The 23,720-nt window shown below is 68.8% G+C and carries 21 protein-coding genes, 1 tRNA gene and 1 pseudogene; 17 read left to right on the forward strand and 6 right to left on the reverse strand.

The genetic code is table 11. From position 1 onward, the window contains the following. The first annotated feature begins 188 nt into the window (after window positions 1–188). The 6 genes from CC117_RS20780 (at window position 189) to CC117_RS20805 (ending at window position 6,530) form a co-directional block, all read left to right on the forward strand. The gene (locus tag CC117_RS20780; protein WP_071086677.1) at window positions 189–1,154 is read left to right on the forward strand and encodes an STM4015 family protein; all 966 of its coding nucleotides are present in this window, start codon (window positions 189–191) and stop codon (window positions 1,152–1,154) included. After that, complete coding sequence (locus CC117_RS20785) at window positions 1,151–2,260, forward strand: STM4014 family protein (protein WP_071086678.1); 1,110 nt, start codon at window positions 1,151–1,153, stop codon at window positions 2,258–2,260. The genes CC117_RS20780 and CC117_RS20785 overlap by 4 nt, the downstream gene beginning before the upstream one ends. After that, window positions 2,257–3,048 carry an STM4013/SEN3800 family hydrolase gene (locus CC117_RS20790; protein ID WP_071086898.1) on the forward strand — a complete coding sequence of 264 codons (792 nt, stop codon included), beginning with the start codon at window positions 2,257–2,259 and terminating at the stop codon, window positions 3,046–3,048. The genes CC117_RS20785 and CC117_RS20790 overlap by 4 nt, the downstream gene beginning before the upstream one ends. Continuing rightward, entirely contained in the window at window positions 3,045–4,355 is a 1,311-nt protein-coding gene (locus CC117_RS20795; RefSeq protein ID WP_084132496.1) for an STM4012 family radical SAM protein, read from the forward strand. The genes CC117_RS20790 and CC117_RS20795 overlap by 4 nt, the downstream gene beginning before the upstream one ends. After that, window positions 4,355–5,377 (forward strand): STM4011 family radical SAM protein, encoded by a 1,023-nt coding sequence (locus CC117_RS20800; protein ID WP_407673560.1) that lies wholly within the window; start codon window positions 4,355–4,357, stop codon window positions 5,375–5,377. The genes CC117_RS20795 and CC117_RS20800 overlap by 1 nt, the downstream gene beginning before the upstream one ends. Before the next feature lie 211 nt (window positions 5,378–5,588). After that, the gene (locus tag CC117_RS20805) at window positions 5,589–6,530 is read left to right on the forward strand and encodes an MFS transporter (RefSeq protein ID WP_071086680.1); all 942 of its coding nucleotides are present in this window, start codon (window positions 5,589–5,591) and stop codon (window positions 6,528–6,530) included. Between the two features lie 112 nt (window positions 6,531–6,642). On the opposite strand, the gene CC117_RS20810 is transcribed toward CC117_RS20805, so the two are convergent. Beyond that, on the reverse strand, window positions 6,643–8,469 hold the full coding sequence (locus CC117_RS20810; protein ID WP_071086683.1) for a flavin-containing monooxygenase: 1,827 nt from the start codon (window positions 8,467–8,469) through the stop codon (window positions 6,643–6,645). A gap of 529 nt (window positions 8,470–8,998) precedes the next feature. Between CC117_RS20810 and CC117_RS20815 the strand changes: the two genes are divergently transcribed. The 4 genes from CC117_RS20815 (at window position 8,999) to CC117_RS20830 (ending at window position 12,455) form a co-directional block, all read left to right on the forward strand. Then, a complete protein-coding gene (locus CC117_RS20815; protein WP_071086686.1) occupies window positions 8,999–10,237 on the forward strand; it encodes an FAS1-like dehydratase domain-containing protein in 1,239 nt (412 codons plus the stop codon). Between the two features lie 5 nt (window positions 10,238–10,242). Then, window positions 10,243–10,848, forward strand: a complete 606-nt coding sequence (locus CC117_RS20820) for a carboxymuconolactone decarboxylase family protein (RefSeq protein ID WP_071086689.1) — start codon at window positions 10,243–10,245, stop codon at window positions 10,846–10,848. Beyond that, window positions 10,845–11,588, forward strand: a complete 744-nt coding sequence (locus CC117_RS20825; RefSeq protein WP_071086691.1) for an SDR family NAD(P)-dependent oxidoreductase — start codon at window positions 10,845–10,847, stop codon at window positions 11,586–11,588. The genes CC117_RS20820 and CC117_RS20825 overlap by 4 nt, the downstream gene beginning before the upstream one ends. A gap of 318 nt (window positions 11,589–11,906) precedes the next feature. Further along, window positions 11,907–12,455: a hypothetical protein gene (locus CC117_RS20830; RefSeq protein WP_071086694.1), complete on the forward strand. Its 549-nt coding sequence runs from the start codon at window positions 11,907–11,909 to the stop codon at window positions 12,453–12,455. Between the two features lie 1,001 nt (window positions 12,456–13,456). On the opposite strand, the gene CC117_RS20835 is transcribed toward CC117_RS20830, so the two are convergent. Together CC117_RS20835 and CC117_RS20840 are read right to left on the reverse strand one after the other, a co-directional pair. Beyond that, window positions 13,457–13,762, reverse strand: coding sequence for a hypothetical protein (locus tag CC117_RS20835; protein WP_071086696.1), 306 nt, complete (start codon window positions 13,760–13,762; stop codon window positions 13,457–13,459). A gap of 573 nt (window positions 13,763–14,335) precedes the next feature. Continuing rightward, window positions 14,336–16,120 carry a polysaccharide deacetylase family protein gene (locus CC117_RS20840; protein ID WP_071086697.1) on the reverse strand — a complete coding sequence of 595 codons (1,785 nt, stop codon included), beginning with the start codon at window positions 16,118–16,120 and terminating at the stop codon, window positions 14,336–14,338. A 517-nt stretch (window positions 16,121–16,637) separates the two neighbouring features. Here CC117_RS20840 and CC117_RS20845 point away from each other — a divergent pair. The 3 genes from CC117_RS20845 (at window position 16,638) to CC117_RS20855 (ending at window position 17,568) form a co-directional block, all read left to right on the forward strand. Beyond that, complete coding sequence (locus tag CC117_RS20845; protein WP_131803108.1) at window positions 16,638–16,970, forward strand: hypothetical protein; 333 nt, start codon at window positions 16,638–16,640, stop codon at window positions 16,968–16,970. A 16-nt stretch (window positions 16,971–16,986) separates the two neighbouring features. Next, window positions 16,987–17,187, forward strand: coding sequence for a hypothetical protein (locus CC117_RS20850; protein ID WP_071086701.1), 201 nt, complete (start codon window positions 16,987–16,989; stop codon window positions 17,185–17,187). An 87-nt stretch (window positions 17,188–17,274) separates the two neighbouring features. Then, window positions 17,275–17,568: a hypothetical protein gene (locus tag CC117_RS20855; protein ID WP_071086703.1), complete on the forward strand. Its 294-nt coding sequence runs from the start codon at window positions 17,275–17,277 to the stop codon at window positions 17,566–17,568. Window positions 17,569–18,353: 785 nt separating this feature from the next. On the opposite strand, the gene CC117_RS20860 is transcribed toward CC117_RS20855, so the two are convergent. Next, window positions 18,354–19,592 (reverse strand): PP2C family protein-serine/threonine phosphatase, encoded by a 1,239-nt coding sequence (locus CC117_RS20860; RefSeq protein ID WP_071086705.1) that lies wholly within the window; start codon window positions 19,590–19,592, stop codon window positions 18,354–18,356. Window positions 19,593–19,962: 370 nt separating this feature from the next. Here CC117_RS20860 and CC117_RS20865 point away from each other — a divergent pair, with 370 nt between their 5' ends. From CC117_RS20865 to CC117_RS20875, 4 genes and pseudogenes are all read left to right on the forward strand, one after another. Further along, the gene (locus CC117_RS20865; RefSeq protein WP_071086706.1) at window positions 19,963–20,313 is read left to right on the forward strand and encodes a COG4315 family predicted lipoprotein; all 351 of its coding nucleotides are present in this window, start codon (window positions 19,963–19,965) and stop codon (window positions 20,311–20,313) included. A 397-nt stretch (window positions 20,314–20,710) separates the two neighbouring features. After that, on the forward strand, window positions 20,711–21,010 hold the full coding sequence (locus CC117_RS20870; RefSeq protein WP_071086708.1) for a hypothetical protein: 300 nt from the start codon (window positions 20,711–20,713) through the stop codon (window positions 21,008–21,010). Between the two features lie 492 nt (window positions 21,011–21,502). Continuing rightward, a pseudogene (locus CC117_RS36530) lies at window positions 21,503–21,738 on the forward strand (IS4 family transposase); the annotation flags it as partial. Window positions 21,739–21,835: 97 nt separating this feature from the next. Then, a complete protein-coding gene (locus CC117_RS20875) occupies window positions 21,836–22,474 on the forward strand; it encodes a site-specific integrase (protein ID WP_084132516.1) in 639 nt (212 codons plus the stop codon). Window positions 22,475–22,495: 21 nt separating this feature from the next. On the opposite strand, the gene CC117_RS20880 is transcribed toward CC117_RS20875, so the two are convergent. Further along, window positions 22,496–22,568 (reverse strand) — tRNA-Lys (locus CC117_RS20880). Between the two features lie 187 nt (window positions 22,569–22,755). Further along, entirely contained in the window at window positions 22,756–23,607 is an 852-nt protein-coding gene (locus tag CC117_RS38185; protein ID WP_198541927.1) for a hypothetical protein, read from the reverse strand. Window positions 23,608–23,720: the final 113 nt, after the last annotated feature.

Raw genomic sequence — 23,720 nt, forward strand, 5'->3', positions numbered from 1 at the left:
CACGGCGGTCGGTCCCCCCGTGGATCCGCCCGTCAGCAGCTCACCGACCGCGCCGGCGGACTCGCAGGTCACGGCAGCCCACAGGACGGGACCGGGCACTGTCACGCCCGGTGACAGCCTTCCGCCGCCCGGTCGTGTCGGTGGCGACTGATAGGACGGTTCCCGTAGGGCGTCCCGAAGGGAACCAGATGACCATCAACGAACATCTCACCGAGTTCGCCGGGAAGCCGGTGCGGGGCTTCCGGTACGAGCGGGATGGTGAGTCGTCAGACGATCACCACAGACCCGCCGCGGCCGGCACCCCGGCTGCCCCCGGCGACGTCGCCTGGCGGGTCGGCACCTGGTTCGACGGTCCCAGCTTCGGCGACGTCCTCCAGGCGTTCCTCGACGAGGTCGACACCGCCGCGGTGACCCATCTGGTCATCGGCTACTGGGGCGCCTCCTATGACGCCACGGACGCCGTCGGCCCGGTGGGCCGGCTGGTGCAGGCCGCCGGGCAGCTGCCCGCGCTCCGTGCGCTGTTCCTGGGCGACATCGTGCTGGAGGAGTCGGAGATCTCCTGGATCGAGCAGTCCGACGTCACGCCGCTGTTCGAAGCCTTCCCCGGGCTGGAGCGGCTGGAGGTCCGCGGGAGTGAGGGGCTGGGGCTGCGTCCCGTCCACAGCCGTGCTCTGAGAACGCTGCGGTTCGAGTCGGGCGGGCTGCCCGCCGCGGTGGTGCGGGCCGTGGGCGAGAGCGACCTGCCCGCCCTGGAACACCTCGACCTGTGGCTGGGCACCGATGACTACGGCGGCGACGCGACCACGGCCGATCTGGCCGGGATCCTGGGCGGCGAACGGCTGCCCGCGCTGGCGCACCTGGGGCTGGAGGACGCCCGGATCGCGGACGAGGTGGCCGCGGCGGTCGCGAGCGCGCCGGTCGTCGCCCGGCTGACATCGCTCAGCCTCGCCATGGGGGCGCTCACCGACCGGGGCGCCGAGTCGCTGCTGTCCGGGCAGTCGCTCATCCACCTGGACCGGCTCGACCTGCACCACCACTTCCTGGGCGACGCCATGGTCGAGCGCGTGCGCGCCGCGCTGCCCGGCGTCGAGGTCGACCTCGAGCAGCAGGAGAAGCCGGAGGACGACTGGTTCTACGTCGCGGTCTCCGAATGATGTTCACCGTGGTCGGTGCGCCGGGCGACCGGCGCACCGGGTTGTTCGCCGCCGCGTGCCGCGTCGCGGGCCTGGCCGCGCCCCGTGTCGTCCCGTGGGCTCAGGTGCTGCGCGGCGGTGAGGTGCCGGTCGTGCCCGGCGCGCCACTGCGGATCGACTCGCCCGGCGACGATCCCGAGGTGGACGCCCTGCTGCGCGGGCCCGGTGATCCGGCCCGGGTCGGCGGCGGTGCACGGTGGTACGCGGCCTTCACCGCGGCGCTGGGGCGTGTCGCCGCCGCGGCCGAGCGGGCCGGTGCCCGCCCGCTGGGCGACGTCGACGACATCGCCGTGATGTGCGACAAGAGGCGCTGCCACGCCCGGCTGGCGGCGGCCGGTGTCCCCGTCCCGGAGGCACTGCCACCTGTGCACGGCTACGCCGAGCTGCGCGCCCGGATGGTGCAGGCCGGCCTGCACCAGGTGTTCGTGAAACCGGCGCACGGCTCGTCCGCGTCCGGTGTCGTGGCGTTGCGGGCCACGCCCGCCGGGCGGATCAGGGCCGTCACCTCCGCCGCACTCACCGGAAGCGGCACCGGCAGCGGGAGCGGCACCGGCGGCGGCACCGGTCTCGTGAACTCGCTGCGGGTCCGTGTCCACGAGAGCGAGAGCGAGGTGGCCAGGCTGATCGACCTGCTGGCACCGGACGGGCTGCACGTGGAGCGGTGGCTACCCAAGGCCGCGCTGGGTGGCCGTGTCCTCGATCTGCGGGTGGTGGTGATCGCCGGGGAGCCGACTCATGTGGTTGTCCGCACGAGCCACATTCCGATGACCAACCTGCACCTCGGGGGCCTGCGGGGTTCGGTCGCGGCGGTGCGTGACGCGCTCGGCACCGCCGGCTGGGAGCGGGCCCTGGGCGTGTGTGCCCAGGCCGCCGCATGCTTCCCCGGCAGTCTCATGGTCGGGGTCGACCTCCTCGTCGGGATCGGCTGGCGGCGGGTGGCCGTCGGCGAGGTCAACGCCTTCGGCGATCTGCTGCCCGGGATCACCGGCCTGCCCGGCACCCGGGCGGAAGGGCTGGACACCTACGCCGCCCAGGTCGACGCGGCGCTGGCGGCGTGCGCGACATGAACGAGGTCATCGGCAGCCACGACCTGCTGCTGGTGACCCTCGACACCCTGCGCTACGACGTCGCGGCCGAACTCGCCGCCGCCGGGCAGACCCCGACCCTGCGCGGCCTGCTGCCCGGTGGGCGCTGGGAACGGCGCCACACCCCGGGCAGCTTCACCTACGCGGCACACACCGCCATGCTCGCGGGATTCCTGCCGACACCGACCCGTCCCGGCCCGCACCCACGGCTGTTCGCCGCACGGTTCCCCGGCAGCGAGACCACCGCTCCCGGCACCTGGACCTTCGACGCGGCGGACCTCCCCACCGGCCTGGCCGAGATCGGTTACCACACGGTCTGCGTGGGCGGGGTCGGCTTCTTCAACAAGCTCACCCCGCTCGGGTCAGCACTGCCGTCCCTGTTCGTCGAGAGCCACTGGGAGCCCGGCTTCGGCGTCACCGATCCCGACTCCCTCACCCACCAGATTGACCGGGTCGGCGAGGTGATCAGGTACCTTCCGCCCGACCGGCGGCTGTTCCTGCTGCTCAACGTGGCCGCCCTGCACCAGCCGAACTGGTTCTACCTGGCCGGCGCCACCCGCGACCACGGTGACTCGCGCGACTCCCACGCCGCGGCGCTGCGTCACGTCGACCGGCAGCTCGGGCGCCTGTTCGCCCTGATGCGCCGCCCCTGCCTCGTGATCGTCTGCTCGGACCACGGAACGGCGTACGGCGAGGACGGCCACACCGGCCACCGCCTCGGCCACGAGGTCGTCTGGACCGTCCCCTACGGAGAGTTCGTGCTCGCATGAGCGGGCCCTACCAGCAGTACGTGTACGCGTACCCGCACAAGACCGCCTACCGCCCGCTGTCACCCAGACCTGCGCTGCGGGACGTGTGGGCCGCCCAGGACCGCTCCGCGCTGTTTCTCTACCTGCACGTCCCGTTCTGCGAGATGCGGTGCGGTTTCTGCAACCTGTTCACCCGCACGGGCGCGCCCGAGGAGCTCACCGGCGCCTACCTGGACGCGCTCGAACGCCAGGCCACCGGTGTCGCGGACGCCCTCGGCGACGCCGCGTTCGCGACGGCGGCCTTCGGCGGTGGCACCCCCACCTACCTGACCGCCCCCGAGCTGGGGCGCCTCTGCGACATCGCCGCCCGCCTCGCCCCGCTGGGCGCCGTCCCGCTCGGGGTGGAGACCTCCCCGGCCACCGCGACGGCCGACCGCCTCGCCGTCCTGCGCGAACGCGGCACCACCCGCGTCTCGATCGGCGTGCAGAGCTTCCTGGACGTCGAGGCCCGCGCGGCCGGCCGGCCCCAGCGGCGGGCCGAGGTCGAGTCCGCGCTGGAACGCATCCGCGCCGCAGGCTTTCCGACGCTGAACATCGACCTGATCTACGGCATCGGCGGCCAGACCCCGGCCACCTGGCTGCACTCCCTGGACGCCGCCCTGGCCTGGCGCCCGGAGGAGCTGTACCTGTACCCGCTGTACGTCCGCCCGCTGACCGGCCTGGGCCGGCGCGAGCTCGACTGGGACGACCAGCGCCTGCAGCTGTACCGCCTCGGCCGCGACCACCTCCTGGCGAACGGGTACGAGCAGGTCTCCATGCGCATGTTCCGCCTGCCCCCCAGCACCGCTGGCGCTGCGAACCGCGTTTTCAGGGGACGCCCGACCGGGACGGAGTACTGCTGCCAGACCGACGGGATGGTCGGCCTGGGGTGCGGCGCCCGTTCCTACACCTCGGCCCTGCACTACTCGTTCGAGTACGCGGTGGGTGCCCGGCACGTGCGCGCGATCATCGACGACTACGTCCGGGAGACCGAGTTCGCGAGCGCCCGGGTCGGTTTCGCCCTCACCGGCGAGGAGCGCCGCCGCCGCCACCTGATCCAGTCACTGCTGCAGGCCGACGGCCTGGACCGGGCCGCCTACCGGGAACGTTTCGGCACCGACGCCGCCGCCGACTTCGACCTCACCGCCTTCGCCGACCGCGGCTGGCTGGAGCAGACCCCGACCACCCTGCGGCTGACCCCCGACGGTCTGGCCCGTTCCGACGCCCTGGGCCCGGCCCTCTTCTCACCGCAGGTCCGCACCCTGATGACCGACTACACCCTGCACTGATGGCACTCCCACTCCCACGCCCACACCGGCCTGGACCCGCACCCGGACGTGCACCCGGACCAGTGCCCGAGCGCCACGACCACGTCGCTCCGCGGCAGCTGACGATCCTCTATCGCGGCCCGCTGGCCAGCTGTGACTACGACTGCTCCTACTGCCCGTTCGCGAAACGGCGGGACACGCCCGCGCAGCTGCGGGCGGACCGGGCGGCGCTCGAGCGCTTCGTCGGCTGGGTCCGGGAGCAGGGCCACGGTGTCTCGGTGCTGTTCACGCCGTGGGGTGAGGGCCTCGCCCGTTCCTGGTACCGGCGGGCTCTGGTCGAGCTCAGCCACTGCCCGCAGGTGGAACGGGTCGCGATCCAGACCAATCTCAGCCACCGCGTCGACTGGACGGCCGAGGCGGATCCGTCCCGGCTTGCTCTGTGGTGCACCTACCACCCGGGCCAGGTGCGGTACGAACGTTTCCTTGGCCGGTGCCGGGACCTGGCCGCACGGGGAGTCCGCTTCAGCGCCGGCGTCGTGGGGCAGCCCGAGCATCTGGACGCGGCACGCCGCCTGCGCGGGGATCTCCCCCGCGAGGTCTACCTGTGGGTGAACGCGGCCGAGGGTCGTACCTATACCGACGCCGAGGCCGCCGGCTGGGCGGAGATCGACCCCCTGTTCGCCCACAGCCGCCACCCGCATCCCAGCCGCGGCCTGCCCTGCCGAACCGGCGAGACCGTCGTGTCCGTGGACGGCGAGGGAACGGTTCGGCGGTGCCACTTCGTCCCGGCCGTGCTGGGCAACCTGTACGACGGTTCGTTCCGCGCGGCGCTGCGCCCCCGGCCGTGCCCCCTCCCCCGGTGCGACTGCCACATCGGCTACGTCCACCTGGAACCGCTCGGCCTGTCCCGCACCTTCGCCGGCGGCATCCTGGAACGCATCCCCGCCGCCTGGCCGAGCCGACGGGCAGGCGGACGGCAGGCAACCGGACCGCAGGACGCACCAGGACCCCCGGCGGCGAACGGCTTTCCGGCACATACCTGATTGAGCTCGGGAGCAGAAGATGCTGCCGGTACCTGGACTCATGGGACCTCCCCGGGCCGGCACCGAAGCGCTTGGCTGCTGGACAGGCGCGGTTGCCTCCGGGGCGACCACCGTCCGCAAGGAGCTGGCTGGCAGCCCTGACCGACCGCTGACGTCCGCCACCTGGCCCGATCGGGAGGTCACCCATGGATCTGATCACGTGCCTCGCCGAATGACCGCTTCCCCGGCACCGGACGGCGTCGCCGCGTCCCGCTTTCGGACGTGGCGCGGCCCGCTTGCCGGCAGCTACCCGGCCGCGGTCGCCATGGTGCTGTGCGCGCTGACACCGTTCCTCGTGCTCGGCTGGCCGGTGGCCCGCATGCGGGTGACCGCGATGGTGATGAACATGGGGATCTTCGGGGCGGTCGCCATCGGGCCGGTCATCGGTGGTGCGTTCGACGACCTCGGCGACTGGCGACTGCTGTTCTGGCTGTCGGCGGTGGTCGGCGCTGTCGCGCTCCTGCTCGCCGTCCTGATGTTCACCGACCTCCCACCGCAGGACCGTGCACTGAAGTTCGACGCCGAATCACTCGCGCTGGCCTTCTTCGGTGCCTCCCGCCTGGCCGACCACTCGGTCACCGCACCGACCGTGCTCGTTCCGATGTTCCTCGGCGTACTCCGCCTGGTGGGGCTGATCGTGGGCGCGTCGGTGGCGCCGGGGCTGTTCGTCGCGGGCTTCGCGCTGCCCTCGACACAGCTTCCACGGATCTTCGCGCTGGTCGAGCTCCTCCGCGGCGTCGCGGCCTTCCTGACCGCGCCCCTCATCGTGCACCTGGCCCGGACCACCGGTGACGACCTCACCGCCGGGATCAGGAACGCCGCCCTGGCCTGCTTCGTGCTGGTGGTGGTCGGCGTCCTGCTCGTGGTCGGGATCGCCGTGAGCGGCGGGCTGCGGCTGCAGGCACCGCGCATCGTCGCCTGGCAGAACGGCCCGGACGTCGCGATCGACTCCCCGCCGCTGGGCGCGGCACTGCGGCAACGGTTCCGACAGCAGCCCCGGCGGCAGGGACGAGGGCGGGAGATGGACGGGCAGACCGGCGGCGAGACGCACCCACCGCGTCAGTACCGACCCGAACAGGACGACCTGCCTGACCGCGGCCACCTCCGCCGATGAGCACCGCCCTCGCCGATGAACCCGGACTGTTCTCGCCGCCGACCGGATAGTCCCCCCGACCATGCCCCGGAGCCCTGGCGTGTGGTGGCGGGCGGCGCAATGCGCCGAGCAGTCACCCGTCGAGAGTGAGTCCTGCCAGGTCGCCAGCGTCACGCCAGGCCTGCAGCAGATCCTCCATGGCGTAGAAGCCAGGCCAGTAGGGGTCGCCGAGGACGGAGCGGATCCGCTGCTCGCCCTCGTTGTTGTAGTAGCCGGGCGTGCACTCGCGGGCGAAGTTGGTGTTGTCGATCTCGTTCGCGCGGATCGTGGCGACCCACTCCTCCTGCGCCTCGAACGTGGGTTCCACGGTCGCCGCGCCGCGGGCGAGGGTCTCGCTGATGACGTGGGCGATGTGGACGGCCTGCTGCTCGAACATCGCCGGCACCGCCGCCGTGATGCCGCCCTGGATGTAGCCGGTGAAGAACTGGTTCGGGAAGCCGTGGGTCATGATCCCGTGCAGYGTGCGGTAGCCCTCGCGCCAGTGGTCGTAGAGCGACCGGCTTTCGCGGCCGACGAACGGGTGGATCGCGAGCCGCCGGTCGAGGTCGGTGGTGATCTCGAAGCCGCTGGCGAACACGATGCAGTCGACCTCGCGCTCGACACCGTCGGCGACGATGCCCTTCTCGGTGATGCGCTCGACGCCCCTGGTCGCCGACACGTCGATCAGGGTGACGTTCGGGCGGTTGAACGTCGGCAGGTACTGGTCGTTGAAGCACGGCCGCTTGCACAGGAACCGGTAGTACGGCTTGAGGATCTCCGCGATGTCCGCCTCCTTGACGATCGCGTCGATCCGGCCGCGCAGCCGCTCCATCACCTGGTAGTCGACAAGTTCACGCAGCTCCATGAACTTCGCCGGGTCCGCCATGGCGGCCCAGCCGTCGGTGGCGTCCAGGTGCGCCTGCAGGTTGCGGCTGATCTCGGTCCAGCCGTCGCAGATCAGGTCCGGCTGGCCCGGCGCGAACGCCTCGTACGYGGCGGTGTGGAAGTTACGACGGCGTTCTTTCTGCCAGCCCGGCTGCAGCGAGGCGGCCCATTCCGGGTCGGTCGGGATGTCGCCGCGCTCGTCGATCGATGACGCAGTGCGCTGGAAGACGTACAGGTGCTCGGCGGTCTGCGCGATGTGCGGGATGACCTGCACGCCGCTGGCGCCGGTGCCGATCACCGCGACCTTCTTGCCGGCCAGCTTGTCCAGCCCGCCGTGCAGGTCGCCACCGGAGTACTCGAAGTCCCACCGGGCGGTGTGGATCGTGTGGCCGGTGAACTCCTTGATACCGGGGATACCGGGGAGCTTCGGCTTGTTGAACGGCCCCTGGCACATGACCACGAACCGGGCCCGGATCTCGTCGCTCCGGTTCGTGCCGAGCTTCCAGCGCCTGGCTTCCTCGTCCCACTCCTGCGACCGCACCAACGTGCTGAAGACCGCGTGCTCGTAGAGCCCGTAGTGCTTGCCGATGCGCTGCGCGTGCTCGAGGCACTCGTCACCCCGGGCGTACTTCTCTTTGGGGACGTAACCGGTCTCTTCGAGCAGCGGCAGGTAGCAGTAGCTGTCGGTGTCGCACTGGATGCCGGGGTAGCGGTTCCAGTACCACACGCCGCCGAAGTCGCCGGCCAGCTCGATGATCCGGAAATTCGTGACACCCGCCTCGGTGAGCCGGACCGCGGCCACCAGGCCGGCCCAGCCGCCGCCGAGGATCGCCACGTCGACGTCTTCGACAATCGGCGTCCGGGGCACGACCGGTGTGTACGGGTCGGCCTCGTAGAACTCCTCGAAGTCCCCCTCGGTGACCAGATACTGCTGCTGCCCTTCCGGACGCAGCCGCTTGTCGCGTTCTAACAGGTACTTGGTCCGGAGGGCATCGTGATCGACCTCAGGCGTGTCGGTAGGAGCACAGTTCTGCATTCAGGTCCTCGCTTCGGGGCCGGTGCTTGGGTCGGTTGTCGGGCGCGGCGAAAGCTCAGCGAGTGATGGCCGCGCGAACTCCTGGTCGTTGAGGAAATGCGAAGTGTGGTCGGCGGCCTACCGGTCACGCTCGGCGTCCTCGTCGACGTAGGTCAACGACGCCGGCGTCGCCATCACGCCGGGTGCCACGGCGTTCACCGCCGCCCGCGCCRCTGACGACGACGCGTCCGGTCAGGTCGATGAAGTCAGGTGTCATGACAGCGCGTCTCCGCTCGTGAAGCGAGTGCCAGAGACCGCTGCTGCCCGGCCGCGGCAGCGGTGAGGCGGCCGGCCGACTTCCGCCGCGCTCACTCTGGACGCGACCGTATCGCGGTGTCAATATCCACCATACGGTTCTAGCCATCGGCGGTGAGGAGTCCCACCGACGGGACGGCCTGCTGGGTCCGAGGTGCCCCGCGAGTCGCCCCGGACCCTCGGCGCCCGACCCCGCGCATCGTCGTAGCCGTCAACCGACAGTCGGGAGCGCTTGATGAGTGGAAAGTCCGCGGCACCAGAGAAAGCGGCACCGGAGAAGCTCGAACTCGACCTGTCGGACGTCGACCACCGGGTAGGTCAGTTGGTCGGTGGCGGGCAGTTGTACGACCCGTGCAGTTCCTCCGACGTCCGTCGCTGGGTGATGGCGATGGACTACCCGAACCCGTTGCACTGGGACGAACAGTTCGCCCGCGCATCGCGGTTCGGCGGGATTACCGCCCCACAGTCCATCGCGGTCGCGTTGGACTTCGGCCACGGCGCCCAGCCGGCGTGCGTGGGCTACATCCCCGGCAGCCACCTGATCTTCGGTGGCGAGGAGTGGTGGTTCTACGGCGTGCCGGTCCGGGTGGGCGACAAGCTGTTCCAGGAGCGGCGTTTCCACGACTACAAGGTCGTGGAGACGAAGTTCGCCGGCCCGACGATGTTCTCACGCGGCGACACCGTCCACACCAACCAGCGCGGCGCCCTGGTGGCCCGCGAGCGCTCGACCGCGATCCGGTACCTCGCCTCTGAGGCCGAGAAACGTGGCATGTACGAGAACCAGCTCGGCGCCGTGAAGCGCTGGACGAACCCGGAGCTGCTCGCAGTCGAGAAGGTCCGCCACGACTGGCTCCTCAGCAACCGCGAGGGCGTCTCGCCGCACTTCGCGGACGTCAGGATCGGGGACACGTTGCCGCGCCGGGTGATCGGCCCGCACAGCATCGCCAGTTTCACCACCGAGTACCGCGCCTTCCTGTTCAACATCTGGGGCACGTCCCACTGGACCGCGCCGCCCGGCATCGAGGACCCCTGGATCAACCAGGACCCGGGCTGGGTCGACGGCTTCGGCTTCGACGAAGAAGGCGCCAGAATCGACCCGAGGCTGCGCGACGGCCTCTACGTCGGACCGTCGCGCGGCCACATCGACGCCGACAAGGCCAGCGAGGTCGGCATGGCACGCGCCTACGGCTACGGCGCCACCATGGGCGCCTGGTGCACCGACTACCTCGCCTACTGGGCCGGCCACGACGGCATGGTCCGCCACACCAAGGCCAACTTCCGCGGCCCCGCCTTCGAAGGCGACGTCACCTACTTCGACGCCGAGGTCGTCGACAAGCAGGCGGACTCGGCGTGGGGTGTGCCGCTGGTCCAGGTGAAGCTGAAGCTCACCAACCAGGACGGCGGCGTGCTGGTCGACTGCACCGCCGAGATCGAGCTGCCAGCCGGGCGAGGCAGCGACAAGGCGGGGGGCTGAGTTCCATGGCCCGGTTATCGCCGCTACCGAAGTCTGACTGGTCGCCGGAGCTCAACGACTACATCGAGTCCTTTCGCGCCGCCAACCGGAAGAACAACCCGCTCGGGCAGCGCAGGACCCGCCCGGCCGGAGCCAACCTGCTCGGGACACTGGCGTCCTACCCTGCACTCGCCCAGGCGTTCCTGACCTTCAATGGCCACGTCCTGTACGGGTCCACGCTGTCGAACCGCGAACGGGAACTCGTCGTCCTGCGCGTCGCCGCCCGTCGCAGGTGCGACTACGAGTGGGCGCAGCACGTGGTTCTCGGCGAAGACGCCGGACTGTCGGCCGAGGAGATCTCACGCATCGCCGAGGGTCCGGGCGCGGCGGAATGGACGTCGCCGGACCGGACCATGCTGCGAGCCGTGGACGAGCTGCTCGACCAGGCCGAGGTGAGCCCCGACACCTGGCGGGCACTCGCCGAGTTCTTCGACGACCACCAGCTCATGGACCTCGTCTTCACGGTCGGGACGTACGAGCTGGTGGCCATGGCCCTTCGCTCGTTCGGCGTGGAACCGGAACCCGACCTCGTCCCGTACCTTCCTTCGCACAGTCAGGAGCCGACTGCATGAGCGGGCACACCGCCGTCGTCACCGGTGGCGCATCCGGTATCGGCGAGGCGATCAGCCGGCGGTTGGCGGCCGACGGCGTCGCCGTGGCGATCTTCGATCTCGACGGCGAGGCCGCCGAGGCGAGGGCCGCCTCGATCGAGAAGGCTGGTGGCAAGGCGATCGGACTGGCCGTCGACGTGACCGACCGCGCGGCGATCGACGCCGGGGTGGCGGCTGTCCGGAACCGGCTGGGCCGGCCGACGATCCTGGTCAACAACGCCGGGGTGACCCCCACCGGCCCCTTCCTCGACATCACCCTCGAGATGTGGAACCGCAGCATCGCCGTCAACCTCACCAGTGCCTTCCAGTGCTGCCAGGCGATCATCCCGGACATGGTCGAACAGGGCTGGGGCCGCATCGTCAACATCTCGTCGTCGAGCGTCCACAGCGGGCCGCCTCAGCTGGCGTCCTACGTCGCGGCGAAGTCGGGTGTCGTCGGGCTCACCAAGGTGCTCGCTCGCGAGTTCGGCCGGCGCGGCATCACCGTCAACACGATCCCGCCGGGCTTCATCGACACCCCGATGCTGCGGGACGCCGAGAACAACGGTCTCATGAAGGTCGAGGAGCAGACGGCCGGCACCCCGGTCGGCCGGATCGGCCGTCCCGAGGACATCGCCGCGGTCTGCGGCTTCCTCGTCAGCGAGGAAGCCGGCTACGTCACCGGCCAGATCGTCAACGTCAACGGCGGGCGGATTTCCTGACGACCGCGGAGTGACCGGCACTGTCGGCGCCACGAGGGCAGGGTACGGATTGCGGACGGAACGGCCCAGATTGCAACGCCGCGTGATCCTTCGCAGTGCTCTGACCTGTTCCGCGAAATTTGGAACTCGGGTTCACCCTCCCGGTTCCCGGAGGTTCCCGGACCAGGCGCCGAGCGAAGCGGACGCCGTTGACGTCGTCCTGCCGAGGCTGAGGTGGGACCGCGCACACAGCCCGGACACCGACAACGGAGTACCGTCCGGCTCAAGTATTTAAGACTGGGGTGTCCGGTCGAACGTCTGATGAGGATGAGAGCGCCCGTGAGCGGCGTTGTGGTTCGGTTCCGCCAGTTCGAGGTCGTCTACTTCCCCGCGGGGGAACCCGTCCGGGCAGGCGATCCGATCATGAACTTCGATGAGCTGGAAGACCGTCTACTCGCCGAGCATCCGCGCATGCGCCGCATCCTGTTCCCGATCTCCACGACCGGTCGGCGCCTCGGCCTGTACTACCTCCACTGGAGCGACGGAAGCGATCTTCGGGTGCTCGACGAGATGGTCGTCGGCGGTATCGCGGACGAATCCGACTTCGCGGGTGCCGTGGTCGGCGAGGCGCGCGGCATCTGGCACCTGGCCTGCGGCGCGGACGRCACCTGGCACCCGGTCTGCGGGGCACAGCTGCGCGTCGTCTGTCTGGAACCAGTGCTATTCACGCTACTGAGAGGCAACGACCGCTCGGAACTCTCGAAGCATCGGTACCACTCCCGATGCGTCGCCTGCGGCGGGCCGATCTCCGCGCGCCCCTTGGAGTACATCGACGAGGCCCGCTACCGGTCGGAAGCGGCCGGGATCGACCGGCCTCCGGCAGCCTGATCCGAACGTGTGACTGCCAACGTGGCTGCCAGAAACGATCAAAGGTCAACAGGACTGATCCACGCCAGCATTGTTGATGCGATGAAGGGGCGGGGCCTCCGCTCCTGGTGACTCCCCGGGGTCGGGGTAGGTCCCTCGGGGTTGCTCACGTCTACGGACGTCCACTGATATCCACCAGGTCGGCGCGACTTGGGCTTCAGCGCCGTTCCGCGTCCGCCGGCGTCCACCGGCTCGAGTACAGCGATGGGTACACGGTCGCCGGGCTCGATGGGAGTCAAGGGGCAAGCAGTCTGGGCCCTGATCTGGCCCGGCTCGAACGGGCTGATCCCCCGGTAAGCGGGGGTGGCGCCCACCGACCGACGCAGGTCCACGATCATCCTATGGGGGCCACCGAATGGTGGTCACGGAGGGTCGAACAAGCTGATGGGCACCGCGTCCTCTATCTCGATGGCTGGTCTTCGGGACCTATGCGAAGCTCGAATCGTGGTGGCCAAGGTCTTCGCCTGGACGGACTGCACGACGCGCTTCGTCATGGCGTCGTCATCGTGGTCCGACGTGGCTCGTGCAGCGCGCGCGGCTGGCTTCGGGGGTGTCAAGGCCGGTGACGTCACCACACGCGTGTCGGATGACGAGCGTCGGGCGGCCGAGGGTCAGCCGGGCGTCCTGCTGGCGCGATGGGAGTGCAACGGAGCGACCGGCGAGTGGGAATCTCCTTGTCCGGAAAGGCTCCGACCGCCGTTCTGAGCCTCTGGACGGTGTGCCGGCCGAACTGCACTGAAGAACCTCGCACGAGACCGAACAGTGTGGGGCGGGGCCAACGACCGAGCCCACGGATAGACCGGAAGATTATGAGATCATCGAACGCTTGTCCGTGGACGTCCACCGACATCCATTTGCGTAAGTCACACGCGGTCCGAATTCCGCGGGCCTCCACGCTCGTCCGTCGTGGTCCGCCGGTTTGGCTGCCAATCTGGCTGCCGGGCGCTCCCGTGCGTCGGGCCTCAGCAGAACGACTCGAAGCCCAGAAGCTGTTCGTCGCCACGGCGCCACACCACAGCCGCATAGGTGAGATCTTGGTCGTCGCCCCGCGCGCCGTACTGACCCGGAACCTCGAAATGGTGCCGCATCTGCTCCCAACGACGCGCCGTGTCATCCCGGGTGAGCCATTGCAAGGGGCGGCCGAAACCATGGAGCAGGACTACCCGCGCATCGACCAGGCGCCGCTCCACCTCGTCGACATCGGCCCACTGACCGGCGGCATAGCGCCACTCCCGCCCCGCGTCATCCCACAGCCGGTCGCCAAGCACCCGGTTCCGCGGTAGTCGCTTTCCCACCAGCCCACAGTGGCACAAACCTCCCGAGCCCGCCAATGGGAAGGGACGCGATCCTCGCCCGGCTGTACCGGCAGCGCTTCGGAAGCACCTCGACCGTGCCCGCGCCGGACAGGGCCGGCTCTACCCGCACCCGGACGGTGAGTCCACGTTCGCCTGCGACATGGGCGACAGTCGGTACTGCTGCCCCTGGTGCGACACCATCGAATGGCCCAACGGCAACCCACCAGACGTGGCCTGATGTCGCGCACAAGAGGCGGCGTGGCCCCAGGGAAGATGCGATCTACAAGGACAGCTCCGGCCGCTGGCGGGCGACCGTTGACCTCGGGTGGAAAGGCGGAAAGCGGCAGCGGAAATACCTCTCGGGCAGGACCCGGACGGAGGTCGCGGAGAAGCTGCGGGCACTGCGCCGGGAGCAGGAAGAATGAGCGCGTGACGTGACGCGGAGGCGGCGGCACGCGAAAATCTCCTGCAGGACCGCCCCGGTCCGGCCGTGCCTCTCACGACATGGCRGGAACCGGGGCGGTCTTCTGGCGGGACCGCGGAGTGTCAGGCGGGCTCCACGATCATCCAGGCGACGGTCGACGCGTCGGACGAGGAAGCCGATGTGATCGTGAAGCTCGTTCCCGCTGTTCTCGCGGAGACAGCCATCGGCTGGGGCGTRCCGACCCCGGACAGGTTCTGTGGCATCAGGAAGATCCGGCTGTTCGCGGTGACAGCACTCGTGGAGACCGTGGCCGAGCCGCTGGACAACGTGGCGGCACCGAGGCACGCGTTGGTCCCTTCCTTGACCAGCAGCCCGTTTCCGGCATTACCTACGATCAGATCGCCATCCGTCTGGAAGGTCACATTGGCGGCGAGGTTTCCGCTCCCGTCCCGCTGGAGTGTCACGTCCTCGGCCACGCCGAAATCGATGCCGTCCTTGGCGGCCCCCAAGCGCAGGCGTTCGGTGTCGTCCTCGCTTCGGATCATGGTCGCGAATCCATTGATGTTCACGTAGGACCCGCCGCTGCCCGAGTCGATGATCATCTCACCACCGGTGCCGGCCGTACCGTTGTTGAGCCACTGGTTCGCGCTGATGGCCCCTTCCAACGTCGATTCGAGGCGCCCGAAGTACACCGCCTGCGACGTCGTCCCGAACAGGGAAAGCCCGTTGTACAGACGCATTTCTCCCGCGGACGTGACGCTGCCGGACGCGGGTCGGCCGAGCGTGACCGTCACATTCGTCGCACTGGCCGTCGCGGCAGCCGACATGGTGGCCTGAGTGGGGGACACGACAGCCGCGATCGTCGTGGCGGCCGGGATGCCGGTACCGCTGATGGAGAGACCCACGTCGTCGGCCCGGAACCCCACGCTCCCCGACGAGACGGTCGTCGAGCCGTTGGTCGTCGTGAAGTCGGCGAACACCTGGCGGCGCCCCACAGAGAGTGTGGCAAGCGCGAGGAGGTCCTTTCTGAATTCAAATGGCGTTCCACCCGTCGCGTCCACGAACGGCGCGTTCGTCGACTCGTCCAGGCCCAGCAAGTAGTAGCCGCCAAGGCCGTCGTCGCGGTCTACGATCACCTCGTTGGTGTGGACGGTCGGATTGAATGCGTTGCCCTGGGCATCGATCATCGCACGCGTCGACAGCCATTTGGTCCGCTGGCTCATCGCCCGGTAGAACGTCCCCTGGTCACATCCCACGCTACTCGCATAGGAAATCAGGTTGGACACCTTGATCAGCTGCGCCGAATCAAYGGAGCCGTGATGGAAGAGGACGACGATGCTGCGGTTCGCCACAGCCTCGTCGATGTACCCCTTGATGTCCGACTCGGACGGAGCAAGGATGTCTATCCCCGGGACGTTGAACGGATCCGGTGCGTTTCGGCTGACGACGCCCCGGCTGCACCGGAAGTACTCGTGCCGACGGCTGACTATTTCTTTTACCCGGTCGTTCGCCGAYCCGCCCGGATAGGAGCCCGTCTTGGCCGAGAAGCCGAATTTCGTTTGAATCTCGCCGATGGCGGCGCCAAGCAGGAGGTCGAGCGCCGCTGGACCATGAACCACATAGTAGTTCGCAAGATCTTCATGGTTCTTGCCATGCGTGGCGATCTCGTGGCCGGCGGCGACGATGGCTTCGACCTGAGACGTCGTGATGTAAGCGTCCCCGTATACAGGGGATGTCCCGGCCTGGTCCACCCAGTCGACCGACAGGAAGAGGGTTCCCGTGATCCCGTTGGAGGCGAGCAGGGAGAAGTATCCCGCCTGGGTGTCGTAGCCGTCGTCGCCAGCCCAGACCACGAATGGTCCAGGCACCTCAGGCGTCAGGCTGACTGGACCGACGTCGAACTGCATGTGATTCCCCCAAAAATGCGCCGTCGTATGCGCTTTTCGTGAACATGGACCCATGCCGCCATGACCAATGGCAATGTCCCCCCGTCCCGGGTTTTCCTGGATGCCCTTGGTTGACCTGGATGCCCTTGGTTGGCAAGGGGAGGATGGTCCGGGCGGTGGTGCCGACACGGCGGGGCGCGGGCGCGGTGGACGTAGCGGTAGCGGGTGTCCCAGTCGCCAGGCGGTGGCGAAGCCGAGGCCGGCGTCGGGGGGGTTCGGAGCGTCCGGCGACGTGGGGATGTCGTACACGCGGGCGGTGGTCAGGTCGTGGACCGGGCCGAGCAGCCCTTCGGAGCTCAAGATCATTCGGCGAGGTTCCTGCGTCCGTGGACATGACGGGCGGGTCAGGGCGAGGCCGATGCGCTGGCCATAGGTGGGTGTACCCGGCGCCGCACGCATGATGGGGCCTGTTTCCGCCCGTCGTCCTGGCCTTGGGACGGCGGGCGGTGGAGGCCACGGGCCGATGAGGCGGAGGACCATGACCTTCAGGCCCACTCTCGGGGCGCTGGCCGCGATCCGTCCCGATCTCGGCTCCGAGCAGATCAAGGTGCCCACCGGGGGTGAGAGACGGAAGATGACGATGATCCTCATCGGCCGGCCGCTCGCACCTGCACTCCTTGATCCGGAATGGGTGCGGCCCAGCCAGCCGGTCGAGTGCAGCCAGACCTCCTGGATCGTCGCTCGCAGCAGAGGTCACACGGCTGTCTCGACCTGCAGCTCCATGCATTACCTGGCATGTTCAGGCATACCTCTGGGCATCGACGCGATAAGTTCCACGTTGGGTAACTTCCTGGAACAGGCTGGAACATGAGGGACGGTGGTGGATCATGACAAATCCGACCGATCTCCCGTACCCGGTTCCGGAACCTCACGAGTGGGTCGACGAGCCTGATCATGAGACCGCGCGACTCCTCGATGAGGCCTTCGACGATCTTGCCGCCGGTCGGTCGGTGATCTGCCCGTCCGAAGCCTCGTTCGGCGCGCTGCTCGCCGAACTCGCCGCGGAACCGCACACGAAGGCGAGCTGACGGCCGCCGCGAGCAGATGACCGTACCGGCGCCGTCCGGACGTCGCGTCGATGCGGAAAGTGCGGGATCGGCCCATTGGGGTAGCGAGTGCCCACCTACGAGGCGGTCGCCCGGTTCTGGGCAGACTACCGCCGACTGCGACCCGAGCAGCGCGCCGCTTTTCTGCGTGCCCGGACGCTGTTCGTCGGCGGCCTCGCCGAGGGCGCGCTCCACCCGTCTCTGCGGGTGAAGGGTTTCAAACTGCGCCCAGGCGCCTTCGAGCTCTCGTGGACGCCGGACGGTCGGGCACTGTTCACCTACGGGTCGCCGCTGCCCGGCCACGGCACGGACCCACACGTGATCTGGCTGCGCGTCGGTACCCACGACATCTTCCGCGTCTGACCGGCAACAGCCTCCAGATCGGACCCCTCCCGCCCCCCACGGTACTTCTGCCGCTGTAAGCCACCCCAGCCCGCTCAGCCCCTCAGGCGACCACGGCAGCCAGGCCACCACAAGCTCACATTGCCGACCAGCAACTCTGCCATCCCCCGGGCGCTCCGGTCGGCCCCGATAATGTGCACAATTCGACGTTTTCAGCCCCTGGAAACGCGCAATTTACGCTAAAATCCGTGACGCCGGAAGGGGTCCATCGCCGTCCGGAGACGGCCACGAGGCGCATCCCCCAATAATGGGGACGCACATCACAATTAATTCGGCCTACCGTACCGAAGACGAAAAACAACGAACAGCCTTAAAAGCGGYCTATCCGGTTCCGCCATCGTCCGCTGACGTCCGCCAGAGTCCGTGGGCTTGACTGTACGAATGGCTGTACGTGCCGCACCGGGCCGGCGCACGTCWCAAGCTTGGGAAACCTGTGGGCTTCCGGTGCTGGCCAGGGCGGGCACGGTCCTCCCAGGTCGACGGCGGTCCWGTGCCCTCCGTGGACCACCGGTCTCTCCAGATGCCGACCGTTACTGCTGGCACGCGAATGGCATGGCCGGCGGGTCAACTGGCGTAGAGACTCGGCTCCGACCGTCTGCTCTTCCGTGCCACGGTGGCGCCTCTGCCACGCTCCGTCGCCGTTCGCTTCGCGCGTCGGACACGCTCCCCCATCCTCGCGGACGGCAGCGGACCCACGCGGACGAGACGGAACCTGGGACGATCAGGCRCCACCGGCCTCGTTCTGGTTACATATCTAGGCTGGCAAGATGGTCTGCGGTGCCCCCGCGCCACTCGACCAGGAAGAGAGTCGCGTCGTCGGTCGTGATCCCGCGCCGTTCCCGCATCAGCGCATGGGACAAGCCTCGCACCATCTCCCGCACACTTTTTCCCCGGATACTCTCAACAGAGTTGATCAGGCGTTCCTCACCGAACTGTTCTCCGCCGGTTTCATGCTCCTCGATGAGGCCATCGGTGAAGAACAGTACCCTGTCGCCGCGCCAGAGCATCTGCTCACTGATCTGCGGTATGTCACCACCGAAGCCGACCGGCAGGGTTCCCGGGCTCTCCAGCGCCCGGATGACCTGATGATCGCGTATTAGCAGTGCTTCTGGATGGCCTGCGTTGACCCACTGYAGGTGGCCTGTTCCGATATCCAGACGCATCATCTGCGCTGTGACGAAGTGGTCGGTGCCGAACTGCTTGTGGATGGCCGCGTCCATGAACATGTACAGCTCGGCAAGTCCTATATCGGCTCGTCTGGCGTGCCGGTAGGCGCCGATCGCGACCGTTGCCAGCACCGCCGCGTCCAGGCTGTGACCCATCGCGTCGATGACGGCTACGTGGAGGATGTCGTYGTTGAGTGCGTAGTCGAAGCTGTCGCCTGCGATGTCGTAGGCGGGTTCGAGGATGCCAGCTACCGCAACCTGGGGGGTGATCATAGTCAGCGGGGGCAGCAGTGACCATTGGATTTCTGCGGCCACGCTCATCGGTTTGTGGCGCCGGGCCTGGAAAAACTGGTCGGTGTAACTGCTCTTGGTGACCAGCATGTCGGCGACAAGGCCGGCGAGTCGCCGGAGCAACCGCCGGTCGTCATCGTCGACGGTGTCGAGAGTGAGGGCCAGCACCCCCACCTRGTCGCTACCGTCGAGCAGCGGCAGGAACATCCGTATGCCATCCGCTTGCGGCTGTTCGACGGTCTTCGCGCGGAGGAATGCGGTGCCGGCCGGGGAGTCGTCGATCGGCTCGGGCTTCCCAACCGTGAGGCCCCGTCCCGGAAGCGGCGTCAGCATCAGCTGCTCATAGTCCTGCAGAAGGATCGAGATGTCCCGCCCACCGATCCTGTTCATCTCTTCCGCCACCAGCGGGGCGATCAGCTGCGGCGGCATCTCATGGGCGCGGTCCAGCAGCACACCCAGCAGTCGTTCACCGAACCCCTCCGACCGATCCACCATGATCTTGTTGGATTTCCGTTCGTCTGCCGCCATGGCCACCCCATCTCGCCTGTCTGGCCGTTGATACCTGTGCGAGCCTCCCTGGGCGGTGTCAACCGGTCACGTCGACACCCCGCTTCACCCCTGGTCGACGGGAGGAGGGCGACGAAAGCCCTGGTAGGTGACGGCGGAGACGAGGGGGCTCGACCCCCCTAACCCCTACCTTGCGAAGTTGGTCACGTTCGTCCGCAACGTCCGTGTTCGTTCAGACAGGCCGGAATAGCAGTTCGTTCTCGTAGTTCCACACGGGATTTAGATTCGGGTTTGCGAATCGGCCGCAGACGGTCTCGCCGCTGGCAGGCTTGCGGGTCGGGTGGCCCGGGGAGCGCAGCGCCCTGGCGCTGCCTCCCGGCAGTGCACTGGCGTGCCCTCTGCTCGTTCTTCGGCTGCCCACCACGGATGCGGAGGTGACCACCACAGCCGCACCGGCCGCCGCCGGACGGATGTCACCACCAGCCAGGATGGCACCATCCTGGTCGACGGCGAGGGCCGGACGCTCTACCTGTTCGTGGCCGACCAGGGCTCCGCCTCCGTCTGCACAGGAGACTGCGCGACGGCCTGGCCACCTTTGATCGTGACCGAGAAGCCGAACGCCGGCACCGAGATCACGGCCGGCGAGATCGGCACGACCACCCGAGCGGCCGGCACGACGCAGGTGACCTACTACGGCCACCCGCGCTACTACTTCGCCGAGGACACCGCCCCGACGCGGTGATGGGCCAGGGAATCGACAGGTTCGGCGGCGAATGGTTCGTGGTCGGACCCGACGGCGACCAGATCGAAGGCCGACCTCCCCCCAAGGCCTCTGCCTGGGCGTCCGGCGGGTCCAGGAGTCGGTCCGCGGCAGCCTGGGCGGCACGGCGGCCGAGTCCAGTCCATCTTCGCCTGCACCCGAGGTGGTGAGACCGGCCAGCCACCGCCTCGGCCCGCCAGGCACCAGTCGTGACCCGCGAGGACGTGGTCCGGTCCGCGCGGGTGCGAAGGTCCGCCGCGGGTGCGGAAGGTCCGCCGCGGGAGCCRCTCCCCGTCCATTCAGGTGCCGGTATAGACGCGCAGTGCGGCTAGAGCGGTATAAAGCGCTGTCAGCTGTCCCAACGGCGAAGGAGCGGCGCATGAGCATCGACGGACGCTGGGAACTTGTTCTTTCATCACCGATCGGGGAACAGAAAGGTGAACTTACGATCAAGACCACCGACTCCGGATTCACGGGTTCCATGATTCAGGACGGCATGACGCTCGAGATCACCGACGGTCGTGTCGACGGTGACAAGCTCGCCTGGTCGGTCGCGGTCACCTCTCCGATGAAGCTCACCCTCAAATCGACGGCTACCGTAAGCGGCGACACGATGACGGGTAAGGCGAAGCCCGGCATCATGCCCGGGATGCCCTTCACGGGCACCCGCGTGGGCTGAGCTCTCCCAGGGGGTGCACGGTGATACCAACGACCCAAGCTTGATTGCGGGCTGAGAGTCGTTCCGGGTGGTCGCCACAGCGGTGCGGCTCGCGGCGRCAAAAACGACAGATCGCGGGCCTGGACCGGCAGTCCGGCCGTCCCACCGCCACCGGGCGGACGGCACGGCCGGCCGGCCCGCGACCTGCACCCGGGGCAGTCCCCGAGCCGACGGTCCCCGCAAACAACATCAATGTTGCCCTACGTATCAGCATCCAAAATGATTTATCCTGGTCGCAGGCCTTGAAATCACCATTCGCCCGGTCGCCACCCGGTCTTTGGCCAGGGGCGATGCTCAGTGACCACGCCGACCTCATACGTCGTCTACCGACTCGACGATGTGACCCCCTCCTTCACCTCCGCCGCCTGACATGTTTGCCTTCGTGTCAGGCGTGTCGTGTCACGCGCTGTCGAGTCGATACAGTTCGATCGCCAGCGCGGAGCGCGGAGATACACGAAAGGCGCCTGGCTCGACTCCCGTCGACTCGTGGCCGTGGACGGCGTCCACCTCGACACCGCGGACACCCCGAGGACGCCGAGAACGCCGAGGTGTACGGCCGTTTCAGTAACGGACCGAAGACCRCCGCCTTTCCCAAGGTGCACGTCGTCACGCTGGYCGAATGCGGCACCCACGCGGTCTTCGCCACCGCCATCGGCGCCTGCACCAGCGACGAACGGTCACTCGCGGCCATCCGCTCGACGCGGCAAGCGGAAGGTGGACCTGGACGCTGGCACCCTGGGTTCTCTGCTCGCTTATGGGCCGCGGGAGGACGCCGACCAGGAAGCGATGGGCGAGGCCTGGGAGAACGGCACCCTGCCCGACCAGCACGGCCGGCCCGTCGTGCTCTCCGGCCTGATGTTCACCCGGCCGGACGGACAGCACCTGGATCCGGCCTACGTCTCCCGGCACATGCAGGTCATCGCCCGCCGTGTCGGGCTGTGCTGCGCGGTCGTGTCCGCGGCGTCGGCCGGCACGGCAGTGGTCACGGTCGGACGGCGCCACATCGCGCCCGAGGGCACCTGGATGGTCTACCGGGACCGAGATCCCATCGGCGCAGTGACGGTAACCAAGTGCATCTGGCGCCGAGGATCAGGAGCGACGCTGACCCTGGCCGAACCGTTGACATTCAACCTGCGACCCAAGGACGAACTGGGGCAGCGGGTGCTCTCCCGCCGCCGGCTGCACGATCTGCGGCATTCCAGCGCGTCAATCCAACTGGATGCGGGAGTGGACCTTGCGCTGATCAGCAAGCGACACGGGCACAGCTCCACCGCAATCACCAGTGATCTGTACGTGCACCTGCTGTGCTCTGCCAGGCAACGCGCGGCCGAAGCGGTGGCGTCTGCAGTTCCCCGCGCGAGTCGTGTGCCCACATCGCGCCCACAACTGCCGAATGAGGAGTCCGCAGAGTTCTCTGAATCATGAGAAACCCCAGGTTGATACGGGTGCGCCGCCAGGGACTTGAACCCCGAACCCGCGGATTAAGAGTCCGCTGCTCTGCCAATTGAGCTAGCGGCGCCTGCCCCCGCGTCTCCGCGGCGACGAGGACAACCATACCAGCTCTGCGAGGTACCTGACGCGCGGGGTGGTGGCCGGTTCCTGCTGATCATCCGGGGCTGGAAGTGCTCGGCACCAGATGATCAGCAGGCATGGATCGGGGGCGCTTGCCCGGCTCCGACCGCCCGGCCACCGGCGGCGGCGCGCTGCTATTCGCAGGCCACGCCGTCGTCGTCACCGTCGAGCTGGTACGGGTCGGAGCCCCGCACCTCGATCGGGCCCCGCACGTACTTGGGCCCGTTGCCGCTGCCGCCTTCGCAGTCATAGTCGGAGGCGTTCGGGTCCAGGCAGGCCCCCGAGTAGGAGGGGTGGCACGCCGAGGTGGCCGGCTGCTGCGGCGGGGCGGCGGGCGGAGGCGGCGGGGCGGCTGCCCTGGTCACCGGTGCGGTGGGTGTCGGCCCGGCGGGCTGCTGAGCGGCGGGCGGCGGCGCGGCCGGCGGCTGGCCGCCTCGAGCGGGGGCTGGTGCCGGAGCACCAGGGCCGGCGGCTCCAGCCTGGGCCCCGGCCCGGGCTTCCGTCCCGCCGCCTGACCCTGGCCTTCCGGCGATGCCGGTTGCTGCCCGCGCCGCAGGTCCCGTCGATGGGGCGAGCGGTGGCGAGGTTGCGGGTGACGATGACGCCGGTGGTGTGGTCGCGGTCGTGGCCGGTGGCGTGGTCGTGGCCGGTGAGGTGGCTGTGGCCGGAACGCGGGCGGGTGTGGTGCTGGGTAGCCCGGCTGCGGCGCCGGCGAGGCGGCTGGCGTCCTGCGCGCCGGTGGAGTCCTCGTTCTGGCAGGCGGCGATCAACAGCATGGCGAGGGCGGCGCTGGCCCCGAGGAGGCGGCCGCGGGCGGCGCCGCGGCTTGGCGCCGCCGGGCGACGACGCAGGTTGCGGAGTCCGCCGGGTCCCGATGCGCGAGGCTTTCCGCAGCGTGGTCCGGGTACTTCCCCGTGGGACGTCGTTGCGGGTGCCACACCGATCGGCGGTTCCGGGTTGTACGTCGCCCGGCTGGTTCTGGGCATGACCGAATCGGTCACTTCTGTATCTCCCCCCGAACTTTCTGTGACCGGGTCAGCGTAGGTATCTCGTCCGGCTTCAACCCGAAATGGTTTCCACGTTGCTGGAACTGCGTCTC

Origin of the sequence: Parafrankia colletiae, assembly GCF_001854655.1 — a bacterium.
Classification (GTDB): Bacteria; Actinomycetota; Actinomycetes; order Frankiales; family Frankiaceae; genus Parafrankia; species Parafrankia colletiae.

Excerpts from the sequence above, each read along its gene's own strand:
- CC117_RS20780 (WP_071086677.1), top strand. The coding sequence starts at position 189 with ATGACCATCAACGAACATCTCACCGAGTTCGCCGGGAAGCCGGTGCGG.
- CC117_RS20785 (WP_071086678.1), top strand. The coding sequence starts at position 1,151 with ATGATGTTCACCGTGGTCGGTGCGCCGGGCGACCGGCGCACCGGGTTG.
- CC117_RS20790 (WP_071086898.1), top strand. The coding sequence starts at position 2,257 with ATGAACGAGGTCATCGGCAGCCACGACCTGCTGCTGGTGACCCTCGAC.
- CC117_RS20795 (WP_084132496.1), top strand. The coding sequence starts at position 3,045 with ATGAGCGGGCCCTACCAGCAGTACGTGTACGCGTACCCGCACAAGACC.
- CC117_RS20800 (WP_407673560.1), top strand. The coding sequence starts at position 4,355 with ATGGCACTCCCACTCCCACGCCCACACCGGCCTGGACCCGCACCCGGA.
- CC117_RS20805 (WP_071086680.1), top strand. The coding sequence starts at position 5,589 with ATGACCGCTTCCCCGGCACCGGACGGCGTCGCCGCGTCCCGCTTTCGG.
- CC117_RS20815 (WP_071086686.1), top strand. The coding sequence starts at position 8,999 with ATGAGTGGAAAGTCCGCGGCACCAGAGAAAGCGGCACCGGAGAAGCTC.
- CC117_RS20820 (WP_071086689.1), top strand. The coding sequence starts at position 10,243 with ATGGCCCGGTTATCGCCGCTACCGAAGTCTGACTGGTCGCCGGAGCTC.
- CC117_RS20825 (WP_071086691.1), top strand. The coding sequence starts at position 10,845 with ATGAGCGGGCACACCGCCGTCGTCACCGGTGGCGCATCCGGTATCGGC.
- CC117_RS20845 (WP_131803108.1), top strand. The coding sequence starts at position 16,638 with ATGACCTTCAGGCCCACTCTCGGGGCGCTGGCCGCGATCCGTCCCGAT.
- CC117_RS20850 (WP_071086701.1), top strand. The coding sequence starts at position 16,987 with ATGACAAATCCGACCGATCTCCCGTACCCGGTTCCGGAACCTCACGAG.
- CC117_RS20870 (WP_071086708.1), top strand. The coding sequence starts at position 20,711 with ATGAGCATCGACGGACGCTGGGAACTTGTTCTTTCATCACCGATCGGG.
- CC117_RS20875 (WP_084132516.1), top strand. The coding sequence starts at position 21,836 with ATGGGCGAGGCCTGGGAGAACGGCACCCTGCCCGACCAGCACGGCCGG.
- CC117_RS38185 (WP_198541927.1), bottom strand. The coding sequence starts at position 23,607 with ATGCCCAGAACCAGCCGGGCGACGTACAACCCGGAACCGCCGATCGGT.